Source organism: Methanobrevibacter sp. (genome assembly GCF_045646205.1).
Classification (GTDB): domain Archaea; phylum Methanobacteriota; class Methanobacteria; order Methanobacteriales; family Methanobacteriaceae; genus Methanocatella.
This window is the reverse complement of sequence record NZ_JAZRKF010000056.1, coordinates 1-17,781: the sequence shown is the minus strand read 5'-3', so window position 1 is coordinate 17,781 and position 17,781 is coordinate 1. Positions and strand designations below refer to the sequence as shown.

Sequence of the window (17,781 nt, the reverse complement as noted above, 5' to 3'; positions counted from 1 at the left end):
ACCTCTTATGGTATAACTGTAATTTTGTTTGCGATACTGCAGTCATTATACATTGAAGTAATAATGTATACGTCAGGATTAGCATCTAACCTAATATTAAGCATTGCACGACCATCAGCATCAGTAGTTCTGTTATAGAACAATCCATGGATATTGAATTGAACGGTCTGACCTTGATATGGTTTACCTTGACCGTCAACTAAGTATGCGATGAACTGATCAGAAGTACCGTATTTTTTGACCAAGTCGTTAGCTGTCAATACAGGTTTTACTGTAATGTTGTTAGCTACCATACATCCATTATATTCAGTAGTAATGATGTAATCTCCAGGTTGTAAGTTAATGTTTAACTTAGCCTGACCAGATGCATTGGTTTGGCGGGTGTATAATACTCCGTTAATGTTGAATGTAACATTTTCACCAGCGCCAACGACTTTACCGTCTTCACCATATATGGTTACAACATATTGAGATTCGTTTCTGTAGTATTTCACTAAGTCACTGCTTTCAATAGTTGATAAAACAGTAATGTTATTAGCGTGCATTTCACCGTTTGGAGCGATTGCAGTAATAATATAAGTACCTTGTTCTAAGTTAATGTTTAACTTAGCAGTACCGTTTTCATTGGTCTTGCGGACATACATTACACCATGGATGTTGAATGTTACTTCAGTACCGTTAGCTAATGGATTACCCTGACCATCAACGAAAGTAGCATAGTATTGGGTTCCATTTCTGAACATTTTAACAACATCTTTAGCGAATATTGTGGTTAAAACAGTAATGTTATTGACGGCAGTAGCATTGGAATAACCGTCTTCACCAACATAGGAAGCAGATACAGTATAATTGCCTGCATCTAAATTAATAGCTAAGGAAGCAGTACCGTTTTCATTGGTGGTTCTCTTATAGTCTCCACCGTTGATTGATATGGTAATAGCTTTGTTAGCTAATGGAGTTCCTTCCTGGTCAGTTAATGTAATTACATATTTAGTACCGTTTTTATAATACATTACAACATCGTTAGCTGAGATAACAGCTCTTTGCATTGCAGGAGTGTTGTTTTGAACCATAGTTCTTTGGTCAGGTGTGTATTTGACACTAGCATCACCGGTGTATACATCAGCAACTAAATAGTTTTCAGTTACTTGACCTGTTCCTTCTAAATCAACAGCGAATTCCCCGGTAGTAGTAACGTTGTTATTAGTTACTTTTGCATTTCCATCTGCAATGTGAATACCAGTGGTTTCTACACCCATTGAATCATAACCTAAAGGAGTGCCGACATTGGATCCGTTAGCAATGATTGTATTGTTATTGATTACAATATTTTCAACAACGGAAGCAATACCAGTAGTGTAGTTACCTACCACTCCAATACCGTTATTTTCAACTAAAGCTTCACTACCGCTTAAGGACAATCCAAATGGAGAATTAGCTTCAACTCCAATTATATTATTAGTAATGATTGCTTTTACATCACCACCCCAGTCAGCAGTGTAAATACCATAAGCAGCCACATCAGCAACAGCATAAATGAAATTATTATCAATTACACCGTTTGAGTTACTTTCAACATCAATACCACAAGCATAAGTACCATTTTCACCAGCAATAATCATGTTATTAGTGATATTGAAGTTTTCACCAGTCATGACAAGAGCATATCCGTAAGGAGCTTCAACAACACCTAACATATTTTCAGTGAGAGTTGCATTATCACCTTTAATGTTTACCGCATAAATCGTATCATAAGTACTGATTTGGTCATTGGATTTAACACCAATAATGTTTCTTTCTAAAACTGCATTGTCACAGTTATTTAAGAAGACACCTTGAGAGTAAACTTCACCGCTGGTCCAATTAATGGAACGAGCAGGTAAACTGGCAGTCATATTGTTTCCTATTATGCTTAAATTATCAGAGTCTTGAGCATAAATAATGTTATTTGAAAATGTGCCGTTAGTTTCAACAAGGAACTTAATATTATTATTTTCAATTAAAACATTATCAGAATCGTAAATCTCAATTGCTACATTAGTACCCTCTACAAAACCTTTAATATCGAAGTTATTGTTCATAATTTTGACATTGTCCCCATAATCAACAGATATTCCAGATTGTTCGCCAGTAAAGTTAAATCCATCAACAGAAACATCTCCAGATTCAATTACAAAGGAAATATTGTTTAAGGTAGCATTTTCACTCAACAAAGCAACTGGTTTATTAATAAAGATTTCCTCTACCAGATTGGAGAACTCACCAATGAAAGTTAAATTATCAGTTTCAATTTGCTGTCTTATGATACCATTTTCATCAAAGTAAATGTAGAATGTGTCATTAGTCAATTTATAATCTAATTCCATTGCAGGAGTGTTATTAAAGACTAAAATAGGATCATATTGACTGTAATCAACTGCAAAGTCACCAGTTAACATTTCAGCGTAGATTTCATTCTCGGTTACTACACCTTCACCATCGAAATCAACTGCATATTTGTTATTTGCTGTAATCTTATTGTTAGTTACAATCGCATCTCCACTTACAATGTGAACACCTGTGGTTTCAATACCCATAGAGTCATAACCTGCAGGAGTACCGACATTGGATCCGTTAGCAGTGATTGAATTATTATTGATAATAATATCATCAACAGCAGAAGCAATACCGGTTGTGAAGTTACCGTTTAATAGGAGAATTGTATTGTTTTCAACTAAAGCTTCACTACCGCTTAAAGACATACCGAATACGGTAATACCTTCTGCAGCAATTACATTATTTGTAATATCTGCTTTTACATCACCAGCCCAGTCAGCAGTGTAAATACCATAAGCGGAATCACTGGTTACACTGATAATGTTTTCATTAATTACACCGTTTGAATTACTTTCAACATCAATACCACATACATATGCACCATTTTCAGCAGAAATCATATTTTCAGTGATATTGAAGTCTTCACCACTTACAACAAGAGCATATCCATAAGGTGCATCAATAACATCTATATCGTTACCGGTAACGGTTGCATTATCTCCGTAAACTTTTACAGCATAAACAGTATCATAAGTACCGATTTCATCATTGGATCTAACACTGATTATGTTACCATCTAAAACAGCATCATCACAATCATCTAAACATACAGCTACAGAGTATACTTCACCGCTTGTCCAGTTAATGGAACGGGCAGGCAATGACGCAGTTATGAAATTATTGGAAATAGTTAAATCGTTGGACTCATGAGCATCTATAGCATGATTATGATTAGTTTCATTAGTTTCTACAAAGAAATTAATTGAATTACCATCGATTAAAACATCATCAGATTCTAAAACATTAATCACAATATTATCCATATCTTCAACACCGAAAACCATGAACTCAGAGTTAATAATTGAAACATTGTTTGAACTGAGGACATTGATTATTAAAGATAAATCATCTGAAACAAAGTTTAATCCATCAACAGTGACATTATCAGAGATTATTGTGAAAGACATGCCATATAAAGTTGCATTATCACTTAATAATTTAACCGGTCTGTCAATTATGTTCCATTTTGTTAAATCAGAGAACTCACCAATGAATGTTAATGATTCAGCAGTGATGTTATCTCTTAAGCATCCTTGATCATTGAAGAAGAGATAGAAAGTATCATTGGTTAAATTGTAGTTGACTGCATCTTTAATAGGGATGTTATTTTCAACTAGAGACTCTTCAAGAGTATCATCGACACTTTCATCACCTAACAATTCACTTGAAACCAAGTAGTTATCGGTGATTTCACTGTCATAAGCTGAATTGATTATTGTATAATTACCAGTTGAAGTAATTCTATTATAATGGACTTGGCTTTCAGACATTGTCAAAATACCGACAGTCTGTGCAGGAAGCATGTCTCCAACATCATCAGTGTCATTTTTTAAACCGCTAACGATAATTTCATTATTTGTAATTACTGCAACATCATCCATCATCATTGCCAAAATACCCATTGTATAATTACCTGTGGCTACTATAGTGTTTCCGTCTATAAGTCCTTCACTACCATATATGTTCATAGCATATACAGCGTGGGAATTAGCTTCAATATAATTATCAGTATAATTTACAGTTGGTGAGTCACCATAGTAATTCATTGCAGTATAAATACCATAAGCTACATATGGAGATGAAAGATAAATTAGATTATTTTCTACAATACCAGTGGACTCGCCTTCAATGTTAATTCCGTTAGCATATTTTTCATCGGAAACAATTGCAATATCATTACCAGAAATTTCAAAGTCTTCTCCTCTCATTACTATACCATTGATATAGCTGTGGCCTTTAGCATCAATAATATTGTCTTCAACTAATGCATTATCGGATTCCATGACATTTACTACATAAATAGTATCATAATTACCAGTAGAGTTTACATACTCAACAGTAATATCATTTCCAACTAATTCCATATCATCACATAAAGAGAAGTAAAGAGCTTGTGACATTGCATCAGGAACATAATTCCATCCTATTTGTTTCCAATTAATAGGGCAGGAAATAAGTTCTGCAGTGATTATATTATCATAAACTTCAATGCTTGAATCTTCAGCATAAATTACAGCATTATAGTAATTTCCATCAGTTTTACCGGAGTATGTGATAGTATTGTCCCTTATTTCTGCATTTGAAGAAACATAAATAGCAATAGAATCATCTAATCCATCATCCCGGTAAACACCAGTGTCTTCTACCTCGATTATGTTATTTGCGATTAATGTATTGTCACCTATTGAAAAAATACCACTGTCTGTAGCATCAATATCATTTAAAGTAATAGTAGCATTACCTGATGCTATATAAATTGCCCTGGTATAAATTCCAAAGGAATCATAACCTAAAGGAGTTCCGATATTTGTTCCATAGGAATTTATTGTATTGTTGTTAATAGTTATTTCATTGACTTTTGATGCGATACCTGTGGTGAAGTTACCCTTTGCAGTAATAGTGTTGTTTTCAACTAAAACTTCACTACCGCTTAAGGATAAAGCAAATACGGAGTTACCTTGTGAAGAAATTACATTGTTTGTAATATCTGCTTTTACATCACCCGCCCAATTAGCCGTGTAAATACCGTAAGATGAATCACCAATTGTAAGAATTGAATTTTGATTGATTACACCGTTTGAATTACTTTCAACATCGATACCGCAGGCATAAGTACCGTTTTCACCGGCAGCAAAGTAATTATCTTCAATAAAGAAGTCTTCACCAGCAATAACAAGAGCATATCCGTATGGAGCTTCAATAGCACCTATTCTGTTATAAATAAGGGTTACATTATCACCAGTAATTTGTGCTGCGTAAATTGTATCATAAGTACTAATTTTACCGTTGGATTTAACTGAAATAGTGTTATCATCTAATATTACATCATTACAGTCATCTAAGCAGACACCTTCAGAATAAACTGTTCCTGTAGTCCAATCAATAGAACGAGCAGGTAAATTAGCTATAATCTCATTAGTGTCAATAGCTAAATTATCAGAGCCTTCAGCAAGAATAGCTATATTTCTATAAGTGTCATTGGTTTCAACAGTAAATTCAATTGTATTAATATAAATTAAGACATTATCAGAATTAAATACATGAATAACAGTGTTAGCATCGTCAGCTAAACCATGAACAATGAAATCAGATGAAATAATTGAAACGTTATTAGATTCATGAATGCCAATTATTTCAGATAGGGATTCGCTGAAGAATGTGAAATCTTCAACAGTGACATTATCAGAATGAATACTAATACCAAGATCATATAAACCCGCATCATCACCTAATAAAGCGATTGGTCTTTCAATGTAAATAGTATCTACCAAATCAGAGAACTCACCAATGAATGTTAATGATTCAGCAGTGATATTTTCTCTTAAGCATCCTTCATCATCAAAGAACAAGAAGAAAGTATGGTTGGTTAAATTGTAGTTAGTTACATTGGATAATGGAATGTTATCTTCAACAATAGCTTCACCTGTAGTGTCGTTGACACTTTCATCACCTAATAACTCTTTTGAAACTAAATAGTTTCCGGTTATTTCACTGTCAGCTGCAGTATTATGTACAGTCCAGTTACCGGATGAAGTAATTGCGTTACCAGTAATTAGGCTGTCTCCCATTGAGAAAATACCTACAGTTGTTGCAGGAACCATATCTCCAGTATTTGCCATGTCGGTTTTAACACCATATGCATAGATATCGTTATTGGTGACTACAGCGATGTCATCCATCATCATTTCAGCAATACCTGTTGTATAATTACCATAAAGGATTATATTGTTACAGTCTATAAATGCTTCTTCACCGAATAACAATTCCATACCGTATACTGCATAAGCGTCACCATAAATGTCATTATTGGTATAATTTACAGCTTGACCTTCCATATTCCAGTCACATGCATAAATTCCATAAGCCACTTTTGGAGAGAAAACACGTATTTTGTTTGAGTCTACAATACCACTGGCTGCACCTTCAATATCAATACCGCAAGCATAATCACCGACAACACCAGCGAAAATAAAGTTTTTAGTAATCATGAAGTTTTCACCGGAAATAACGAGAGCATATGGGTAAGGAGCCTCATAAACATTTATTGTATTTTCAGAAGCAACTGCATCATCACCTATAATTTTTACTGCATAAAGGGTATCATAGGTACTTATTTGACCAGTTGATTCAGTAGTGACAAGGTTATTTTCAAATACAGCATCATCACAGTCATCTAAACAAACAGCTACAGAATATACTTCACCACTTGTCCAGTTAATGGAACGTGAAGGTATTGAAGCAGTTATATCGTTATTAGAAATAGTTAAAGCATTGGACTCATGAGCATCGATAGCATGATTATGATAAGTTTCATTAGTATCTACATAGAAATTAATTGAATTGCCGTCAATTAAAACATCATCAGATCTTAAGACATTAATAACTATATTATTATCATCTTCAACACCGAAAACCATGAACTCAGAGTTGACAATTGAAACATTATTTGATTCAAGGACACTGATTACTTCAGCCAATTCATCAGAAACAAAGCTTAATCCATCAACAGTAACATTATCAGAAACAATTGTAAAGGACATATCATATAAAGTTGCATTGTCACCTAATAATTTAATTGGTCTGTCGATTACGTCCCATAAAGTTAAATCAGAGAATTCACCAATGAATGTTAATGATTCAGCAGTTATATTATCTCTTAATGATCCTTCAAAATCGAAGAACAAGAAGAAAGTATCATTGGTTAAATTATAGTTGACTGCATCTTTAATCGGAATGTTATTTTCAACTGTAATACCCATCCTATCATCAACACTGTCATCACCTAACAATTCACTTGAAACCAAGTAATTATCGGTTATTTCACCATCATAACCACTATTAATTATACTCCAGTTACCTGCTGAAGAAATTGCATTATTTTGGATTTGGCTTTCAGCCATTGTTAAAATTCCCACAGTAATTGCAGGAACCATGTCACCAGTATAAAATTCACCATTATTTAAACCGTTTACAGTGATATCGTTATTTGTAATTACAAAGGAACCATCATACATAACCATTGAAGAGATACCTAAGGTGTAATTACCCTCAGCCAATATAATGTTTCCATCAATGACTGAAATATCTGAACCAAATAATTCCATAGCATATGTTGCAAACGCATTAACTTCAATATCATTACTTGTGTAGTTTACATTAGGACAATCAAAAGTATTCCAATCAAATGAAGCATAAATCCCATAACTTACATTATTGGATGAAACATAAATATTATTTGAATCAATGACTCCGGAAGCAGAAGGAGCAATTTCAATACCCCAAGCACCATAATTATCATTATCTACTTCAATTATATTTTCAGATACTAAGAAATCCTTTCCATCAACTTTAAATCCATAAAGATAAGTAATATTTCCTGAAAGTAAAATTTCGTTATTTGTAACAATTGTATTATCAGAAGCCCCTATATGAACAGCATAAACCGTAGGATAAGAACCAACAATATCATTGGTAACTACTTCAACAGTATTTTCACTGAATACTAAATCATCACATGTATCAAATACAATACCTTCAGCAGAGCCAAATCCTGTTGACCAATCAATGTCTCCTGCAGGAATATCAATGTTAAAGCTATTATCATTAACTTCTACATTATTGGAACCGAAAACATGAAGAGCATGATTTTTTGTAGTTCCATTAGTTTTTCCCACATATGTGATTGCGTTTGATTCAATCTTTAAATTATCTGCATATAATGCACAAATCGCATATAAATGATCATCCATAGTATCCATGCTTTCAACATCAATTATGTTATCTGAAATTTCAACATTTGTAGCTTCCATAACTGTAATTGCATGTTCTTCAGCATCATGATTTACAAAATTTAAACCGGTAATTGTTGAATTATCACTTCCTTCCAGGAAATAGAATGAGACATTTGTTAAAATATCACTGGATGAATTAGAAGTGACTGTTAAACTTTTATCAATTATAAAATCCTTATTACTAACATTTCCAAGTTTGACAGTATCTCCATCAGAAATATTAGAGTTTTCCAGTATTATCCCATTATTATCGAAATAATCATCATAATTACTATCATCGATAACGAATTCAGTGGATGATAATACCTCACTATCTTGTGCAATAGCAATATTATCTTCAGATGCGGTATCATCTTGCGCGCAAACCGCTCCGATAGACAATATTAGCAATATTAAAAAAATGGATAAATATCGATATTTCATAATATTTCTCCTGTATATATTATACATAATAAGTAAAACTTATTATACATGTATACTATTAGAATAAATATATTAATAAATCTTGCTAAAAGTTAAAAAATATTCAATAATGTTTGAAAAATAAGACAAACATAGTTAAAAAATAAATTAAAGAAGTTTTTTCTCCTTAATCTCTTTTTTAAAATAGAGATATTTAGAATCGATTACTTTTCTGATATTTTGAGCGGTGATTTTTCCTATCCCTTCAACTTCCATAAGTTCGCTTTCAGAAGCATTGATAACATTTAAAACAGAACCGAAGTGTTCCAACAGATTTTTAGCATTAACAGGACCAATGCTGGGCAGAGATTCTATAATAAACAATTGCTGTTCCCATAAACTAACTGGCTTTTTATCCGTTCTGATTTGAATATTGGCCTTTTCACCGGACTGTTCACGAATAGCAATCCTTTTAATCATTGCAGCAGTATCCTGGGCATCCCTTGTCGGAATAATGCTTATTCCAAAATCAAGAGCAATTGATGCTATGGTACCTCTAATCGCATTTGGATTTACCATTCCTGAGTATAAATCATCCCCTTCAAGAATCATCAAAGGACGCTTGAACTCTTCTGACAGTTCACGGGCCTGTTTAAAGAGACGCTTATCAATCATTGAACTTACAAAATCCTTGGCGGTTTTTCTCTCAATAGCCACTTCATCTGAAACCTGATAATCCGCAACGGCCATTGACTGGATTTTAACATCCATTTCCATTTGTGACAAATATCTGATTACCTTCGAGTTTCCTTCACGGGAATCCGCATAGACCAATGGCAATTTCTCTTCTTTAGGCCTGTCAATTACCTTAACCTTTTTTTCATTGTCCATTCTTGCAACTGCAGATTCGTTTAGCTCCTCTAAAATTTTAGGATCTATCAACTGGTTTTTCATATTGTCTTCTTTTCTAACTGAAGACCAGTAATAACCCTCATCACGGGTTCCATTTGTAATTAATACCTTAACCCTACCGGTTCTTTTACGTCCGGTCCTTCCACGGCGCTGAATCATACGGACTTCAGACGGTACAGGTTCATATAAAATAACCAAATCAACTGCAGGAATATCAATACCTTCTTCTGCAACACTTGTTGAAATCAAAACATCATATTCACCCATTCTGAATGCTTTAATGATTTCTTTTTGCTCTTTTTGAGTAAGGCCTTTTTCGCCGTCCTTAGTTCCCTGACCAAAGAATTTTGCAGATTTGATTCCTTCGCTTTCAAGTTTATCATGAATCATTTCAAGAGTATCTCTAAATTGAGTAAATACTATGATTTTTGAAGCTTTTTTATCCTGCTTATCCCCATATCTTGTTGTTTGAAGAGTGGTCTGACCGTCACCGGTACCCAATTCCTTTTTTAATATTTCTGCCAATGCTCTGAGTTTAGGATGTTCCCACCCATGCTTTTCAGCCTCATGAGCCAATCTGACGGCACGTGAAAAATTAGGATCATTCATTAAGGATTTGGAGGCTTTGGTTGTCTTTTTGCGTAACCTCGCAATGTATTTATTGAAAGGATGAACACCCTGCGTCTCGACAAGTTCCTGCGCATGCTGGATATTAATAACAGCACTTAAAATAGAGATTGCCTGGAAGAGTTCTTTTGGAGGGCTGGTTGATCTTGCAATTTCGCCCTGAATACGACCTCTTGTCTTTAAGATATCAACTTTAGTGACTGAAATCGTTTTTAGAATGCCCATATTCTTTAAGGTTTTCAATCTGATTTTTAAAGCCTTTTCTAAAAATTTATTAATCTTATCCAATTCCTCACTCATTTTAATTCTAACCCAATCTATGGTGACCGGATTGAAATATGGCTTTACGTCACGGTCATTTTCCGTTTTGACAACAATATTTTGAATGTATAAATTTTCACAGACTTCCTTAATCTTTGATTTGTCAGAACCTGGGGATGCGGTTAATCCCAAAATCAGGTTATAATTGGATTCCTTAACATATCGTGAGGCCAAATAAACATAGGAATATGCACCGACACCGTGGTGACATTCATCGAAAACAACTAATGAAACACTGCTTAAATCATATCTGCCGTTTAACAAATCTGATTCTACGGTTTGCGGTGTTGCAGAAATGATTCTAGATTCCTCCCATCTTTTAACGCGCTCATCGGTTTTGACCGCACCGGTAATTGATGAACATGGAAGCGTTAAAAACTCCTTAAAGCTTGCCTCATGCTGAATGGCTAAAGGTTTTGAAGGAGATAAAATAAGAACCTTGGAGTTTTTTACCTTTTGCAAACGGTCGGCTGCAACCAGAATAGCTACAATAGTTTTACCTAATGCGGTTGGAGCTACAACCATCGTGTTTCCTTTTTTTAAAACATCCCCAGCCAATACCTGCTGATAAAGTCTTGACTCTATTGAATTCTCCTTGATTAATGGATGTTTAATGTAAGTTGTCATAATAATAGATTTGGTCAATGACTATTTATAAAATTAGTGAGAGCATTTGACGAGTAAAAATTATCATATAAAAAAAATAAATATTAATATTAACTAATACGGGAGGTTTACATGATGGAATGGAATGCAGTTGTTAATGCAATATTATCATTCATTATTCCAGGTTTAGGACAAGCCATTAACGGAGATAAGAAAAAAGGACTTATAATGTTTATAATAGCACTATTGCTAGGCATTATATTTGTATTTTTCATTCCTGGAATAATAGGACATGCCATAAGAATCATATATAGTTTATATGCTGCTTATGACGCATATAAAACTTATTAAGGGATCAAATCCCTTTTTTATTTTTAAATATCTTCAACACAGGATTTGAATTTGGTTGCTGCCTCACCAATAGCTACAATCATGTCACAATCAGTTTCAAGAGCCTTTTTAATACCGTCTAAAACCTCATCATAACTTGCGCCCAGTGTTCCCTTTTTAACAAAATCATCGACATGGTCAAACAATATACAATCAGAAAGTGAAGGGTCCTGCTTGAGCTTTTCATTTGCAATCTTTTGTGAAGCTACAGATGCCGGAACCACATATTTTGAAAACTCCAATGCATGATTAAATATTGTCAAATCACCATCATAACCTGATTCTGATGATACGGTAATGACACATGTAAAATCGTTGAATAACTTATTGAACTGGGACAATACAGTTTGAACGCCTGCAGGATTGTGAGCATAATCCACATAAATTTCTTTTCCGCAGATATCTGCCACTTTTTCCATTCTTCCTTCAACGCCTGTAAATGTTGCAATAGATTCAAGAATCTTATCATAAGGCAATTTTAAGAATTCGTGGGCCGCAATTATGACGCCAGTAACATTATATACGTTGTGAAGTCCGTCCATTGCCATTTGAACTTTCAGCTTTTCTTCAGGAGTATGCAAATCGAATGTACGGTTCTTTAAATCAACGTTTGTTGCGATATAATCCACCTGAGGAGTAGTGATGCCGCATCCGCAGAAGTAATAACCGCAACCGGAAATTATTTCTTTTACTTTAATTTCCCGTCCGCAGACACATTCCTTAGCATTAACTCTTTCAGGCTTCCAGTCAACACCGAATGTTATTAAATCTCCTTCAAAGCCATATTCTTTTAAAAGTCCCATGATTGTAGGGTCCTGGCCGTTAACGATTAACTGTTTGCCGTTCAATTCTTCTATAAATTCTCCTTTAACGTGAGCATAATCCATGAAACTTCCCAGACAGTCCAAATGATCTGGAGTGATGTTTGTTATTAGGCCGGCCTCCATTTCGGATAAATCAACTATTCTTTTTACGGTGCCCGGAACTCCAAACGTTCCAACTTCAAGAATGGCCACATCACCATGTAATCTTGACTGCAGGATTGGAATATACTCGGCATTTCCCTGCATTTTTTCAAGATTGTGCTCTGCAGGTTCAATACCATTGTCATAAGCAATCTTTTTAAGAAGCGTGGTTGTAGTAGTCTTTCCATTGGTCCCGGTTATTCCGAATACCGGTTTTTCCGTGTGAAAATTATCAATTACATCATTTAATTCAAACAATGACTTGTCTATTTTTTGAAAAATTGCAGATTTTTTAGATAAACTTGCCGGAGGGACAATATAATCAGACTTTTCGAAAAATTCATCAGGAGTTTCACCGTAAAATAGTTCTATATCATAGCCTTCAAGGGATTTTGAAAATCTGCATTTCTCTTTTGGGGACAAATCAGTCCCTATAACATCATATCCCCTTTCATTGAGTATTCTTGCAATAAGATTACCGTTTGCACCGCAAACTCCGATGACTCCAAACGTCTTTTTAGTCATATTTCTTACTTCCCTCATCAAGTCCTTTCATGATTTTTTCAACTGTCGTGAGCCTGTCATAAGCTATTAACGGACCCATATGCAGGATTATATCACCCGGAACGGAATATTTGAATGTTTCACAGGCCGCAATTTCTATATTTTCAACAGCGACTTTCACAATTTTAGGATTGGTAATCGCATCAAGCAATTCATGAGCAGCTTCCATTTCAACTTCCTGAGTTACCTCATTAAAGCCGCTTGCTATAACTGTTTTTATATCGTAGTTGCTTACCAGTTGCCCGACTTCGGCCTTGTCACGAACGGATAATGTATCAAAATGATCGAGGAATAGTACAACGCTTTCATCTTTAAAGTAATCCAGGGTGATTTTCATTCCGTCATATAAAAATGCGGAGTCTAAAATCACTTTTCTTCCATTATAATCACCAACATCCTCCATATGAGCAGGTAAACCTTTAAATACCATTAATGCATCGATAATATCCTCTTTTTTTACTCCATATGTTAGTGCCACAGCACTTGCTGCAACGGAATTTTCAAAAAAGTAGCTCATCATGTAGAAAGGCGTAGTAAACTCATCATCTTTATATTCAATGGTTAAGGATTCATCACCGACAGTGCCTTTAAAGTCAACATCTTCATCCAAAGCATAATACAATGCATCGTTTCTTTGAGGATTTATGATATCGAAACATGAGTGATTTGCGATGAATGTTTCAGACATCTTCTCAAGAATCAATTTCCTTTGCTGGTATTTTTCAAGAGAGCCTCCAAACTCAGACAAATGATCTTCTGCAATATTGGTTAAAAGCCCAATTTTAATGTTCAAGCTATTTAAAAGACCAATTGTACCATGAGGAAGCTCAAAAATAGCAATATCACAATCATCAGCCTTGCCTTTGACTATACCATCAATGATTGCTTCAGAAACAAGATTGTTTACGAGTGATGAACAGGACCAGACCTTATATCCTGCCTGTTTGAATAAGCTGGTTGTTATGAATGTAGTTGTTGTTTTACCCATTGTTCCGGTAATACCGATAATATCAACAGGAATCAGGTCATTGACGATTTTTGAAAAATCTTCATTAGTCAATACACTAACATCAGATTCTTTGATTAATTTAGCAATTGGAGCGGAATCCGGCAGTGTTGGAGGAGCATAAACCGCTTCAATACCATCCAAATTAGGATTTTTATTGCCCAAATCCAGTTTAATTCCTTCATTTTCCATTTGAAGCAAAATTCTTTGAACATCTGCCTTAAATCCAGAGATTTCCTTTAAATCCGTAATAACAACATGATGGCCTAAATGATTAAGCAATCTTGCAACAGGCCTACTTGCATTTCCTGCACCAACAACTAAATAATTCATAAAAAACAATCCTTATAATTTATCTCATTATAATATATGGTTTTATTTGATTAATAAGTTTAATTAATTAAAAGTAAGGGATTAGATTAAAAAAATAGAAAAAAAGATTATTTTTTAAATCTTCTTGCTTGGCTTGCACCAAGTGCAATTAATATTAATAACATCATTAAAATTGGATTACCGGTTGGATAATCTGATAAGTTAATTCCATCATGATGTATTTCAGGTATATCAGTTTGATTATCTTCTTTTGGATTGACTTTAATCGCACAGGTTACATTTGCCGGCAGATATTTATCGTCACCTGAATAGTATACTTTAATATCATGAACTCCGACCTCTAAGCCTGGAACAATAAATATTACTTGACCATCTTCAATTTCAGCAGTGTAACATTCTCCTTCAATTTCAATTGTTATTGTACCAGTTGCATCATCTGGGACTGTTACTGTTATTACTCCATCCTCACCAACATAAATTTCAGGTGCATCGACATTTACTGGAGGTTTGAATTTTAACACATTAAATGTAGTTGAATTATCGCTTGGAAGATATTTTTCAGTACCGTTGTAGTAAACATGAACATCAAATTGGCCAGCTTTTAAATCCGGTACGATCAAGGTAGCTTTTCCTTCATCATCAATTCCAACAGTATAATTTTTGCCGTCAACATTGACAGTTACATTTCCGCTGACACCATTAGGTCCAACAACTATCTTAATTACTGCATCCTCACCTACATAGATATCATCTGCAGTGACAACAACAGTTGAAGGTAAATCCCTTACGTGGAATAAACTACTTGTATTTACGCTTGTGTAGTTTTCATTTCCAGGATATAGCGCAAATGCAGGATATGGACCGACAGGCAATCCCCAAATATTCCATGTAGCATTTCCTTTATAGTCCACTTTGTTTGCTGCGCCCAATAGACCCGTTGTTATGACACCGTTATCAAGTGGAATTTCAACAGTTACGCCGTTAACAGTGACAAATACCACTCCAGGAGCATTTACTGTGACGTTTAATATTTCAACTTCGCCAACCCAAATGTCTTCAACTTCAATTGTGATTATTGGAGTTACCTTTGCAACATTAAATATGCCTGCAGTTGAATTAGGCAAGTATTTGTCATCTCCGCCATAAACTACAGTTACATTGTAATCTCCTGCAGCCAAGTCATCTACTGGAAGTTCTACAATTCCATTCACAATAGGCACATTGTCATATGTCCTATCTCCAACAGTAATGTTTACAACACCAGTTACATCTTTAGGTAAAACAGTTATTAAATTCTCAACATCACCATAAGTGATATTGTATGTGTATAAATCAATTGGAGTATTGACCTTTTCGGCAGTCACATTGTCACAAGTGTATTTATTGTTAGTTATGTTAGTATCATTTTCATTTGATTCAACGACAACGGAATTTTCAATGATTCCATCTTTGATAATTTTAACAATCAATGTCAATGTTTGAGTTGAGCCATTTGTGAGTTTTCCTATATACCAAATGTTCCTATTAGCATCATAATTACCTTGGGATGCATTATATCCAATCAAGGCCACATTATTTGATAGGTTTTCAGTAACATTTACACCTGTTGCATCACTTGGTCCATTATTATGCACAGTGATTGTATAGGTCAAATCGTCTCTGACATTTGCTTGAGTTACACTTACAGTTTTATTGACTTTAACATCCACAATTGGAAGTACAGCAACATTTTCAGAGGTAGCGTTTTTAACAGTCGTGTTCTCACGGCAATTTACGGATACAAGATTTTCAACTGTTCCATTTGAAATTGCTTTAACTATTATTAATAATGTTGCATTTGATCCGTTCTGAAGTTTTTTAATACTCCATATTCCAGTTGAAGCATCATAATTACCGGCTGAACTTTCGCATTTGACAAACTCGACATAATTTGAGAGAACTTCGCTAACAGCAACATCCGTAGCATTGCTTGGACCGTTATTTACAACAGTTATAATGTATTCAATAAGGTCAGAGACATTTACTAAAGTTACATTAACCTTTTTGGTAATCTCTAAATCAACAACAGGTAAAGCTGTAATGTTATCAATAGAAGCATTGTTATTAGATTTATTGGTATCATTTTCATTACTAGTTACAACAACAATATTTGAAATAGTACCATTTGAAATAACCATTGCCTGAATAATTAACTGAGCAGAAGACTGATTAGCCAAACTGTCAATATGCCAAATTCCACTAGTTACATTATAACTACCAACACTAGCATTACATGAAATAAATTTAAGATAAGGACTTAAAACCTCAGAAACGTTAACACCAGTTGCATCACTAGGACCATTGTTTCTAACAGTGATAGTAAACTGAATAATATCAGAAACATTAACGAAACTACTTTCCACATCAACATCCTTAGTAATTTCCAAATCAACAATAGATAAAGATGTAATATTATCAATAGAAGCATCATTATTTGATTTATTGGTATCATTCTCATTACCAGTTACAACAACAACATTTGAAATAGTACCGTTTGAAATAACCTGCGCCCTGATAATTAACTTAGCAGAAGACTGATTAGCCAAACTGCCGATGTACCAGACCCCACTAGTCACATTATAACTACCAACACTAGCATTACATGAAATAAATTTAAGATAAGGACTTAAAACCTCAGACACAGACACATTATTAGCATCACAAGGACCATTGTTTCTAACAGTGATAGTAAACTGAATAATATCAGAAACATTTACAAATTTGCTATCAACATCAACATCCTTAGTAATCTCTAGATCAACAACAGGTAAAGCAGTAATATTATCAATGGAAGCATTATTATTAGACTGATCAGTATCATTATCAAAACTATTTACAGCAACAATATTAGCAATAGTACCGTTTGAAACAACTTGAGCAACAATAATCAATGTAGCAACATCATCCTTATCCAAGAATCCAATGTTCCAAGTATAGTTATCATACTTACCAACACTGGCATCATAAGAAACCAATCTAAGATGAGAATCTAATTTTTCTAAAACATACACACCGCTTGCATTACATGGACCCTTATTTCTAACAGTAACATTAAATTCAACTAAGTCAGACACATTTATAATACCCGTGACATTGGATTTTTTGGTAATTTCTAAATCAGCATGTGCGGTCGCATTAATAGGAGGAATATCATCCTTATTATTAGATTCATTAGTATCAGTTTCAAAGCTATTCACAACAACCACATTTTCAATCAAACCTGAATAAA

General features: G+C 34.2%; 6 protein-coding genes. 1 reads left to right on the top strand and 5 read right to left on the bottom strand.

The window, feature by feature from the left end:
- Positions 1-5: 5 nt before the first annotated feature.
- On the bottom strand, positions 6-8,810 hold the full coding sequence (locus ACKI44_RS09410) for a hypothetical protein (RefSeq protein WP_407423763.1): 8,805 nt from the start codon (positions 8,808-8,810) through the stop codon (positions 6-8).
- A 147-nt stretch (positions 8,811-8,957) separates the two neighbouring features.
- On the bottom strand, positions 8,958-11,276 hold the full coding sequence (locus ACKI44_RS09405; protein ID WP_407423761.1) for a DEAD/DEAH box helicase: 2,319 nt from the start codon (positions 11,274-11,276) through the stop codon (positions 8,958-8,960).
- Positions 11,277-11,387: 111 nt separating this feature from the next.
- Here ACKI44_RS09405 and ACKI44_RS09400 point away from each other — a divergent pair, with 111 nt between their 5' ends.
- Positions 11,388-11,606, top strand: coding sequence for a hypothetical protein (locus tag ACKI44_RS09400; protein WP_407423759.1), 219 nt, complete (start codon positions 11,388-11,390; stop codon positions 11,604-11,606).
- A 23-nt stretch (positions 11,607-11,629) separates the two neighbouring features.
- Here ACKI44_RS09400 and ACKI44_RS09395 read toward each other — a convergent pair whose 3' ends face one another.
- The 3 genes from ACKI44_RS09395 to ACKI44_RS09385 form a co-directional block, all read right to left on the bottom strand.
- Entirely contained in the window at positions 11,630-13,135 is a 1,506-nt protein-coding gene (locus tag ACKI44_RS09395; RefSeq protein ID WP_407423757.1) for a Mur ligase family protein, read from the bottom strand.
- Positions 13,128-14,513 carry a Mur ligase family protein gene (locus ACKI44_RS09390; protein WP_407423755.1) on the bottom strand — a complete coding sequence of 462 codons (1,386 nt, stop codon included), beginning with the start codon at positions 14,511-14,513 and terminating at the stop codon, positions 13,128-13,130. Before ACKI44_RS09390 ends, ACKI44_RS09395 begins: the two co-directional genes overlap by 8 nt.
- Positions 14,514-14,620: 107 nt before the next feature.
- The coding region (locus tag ACKI44_RS09385; RefSeq protein WP_407423753.1) for an Ig-like domain repeat protein at positions 14,621-17,781 on the bottom strand (3,161 nt) is incomplete at its 5' end.

Excerpts from the sequence above, each read along its gene's own strand:
- ACKI44_RS09410 (WP_407423763.1), bottom strand. The coding sequence starts at position 8,810 with ATGAAATATCGATATTTATCCATTTTTTTAATATTGCTAATATTGTCT.
- ACKI44_RS09400 (WP_407423759.1), top strand. The coding sequence starts at position 11,388 with ATGATGGAATGGAATGCAGTTGTTAATGCAATATTATCATTCATTATT.
- ACKI44_RS09405 (WP_407423761.1), bottom strand. The coding sequence starts at position 11,276 with ATGACAACTTACATTAAACATCCATTAATCAAGGAGAATTCAATAGAG.
- ACKI44_RS09390 (WP_407423755.1), bottom strand. The coding sequence starts at position 14,513 with ATGAATTATTTAGTTGTTGGTGCAGGAAATGCAAGTAGGCCTGTTGCA.
- ACKI44_RS09395 (WP_407423757.1), bottom strand. The coding sequence starts at position 13,135 with ATGACTAAAAAGACGTTTGGAGTCATCGGAGTTTGCGGTGCAAACGGT.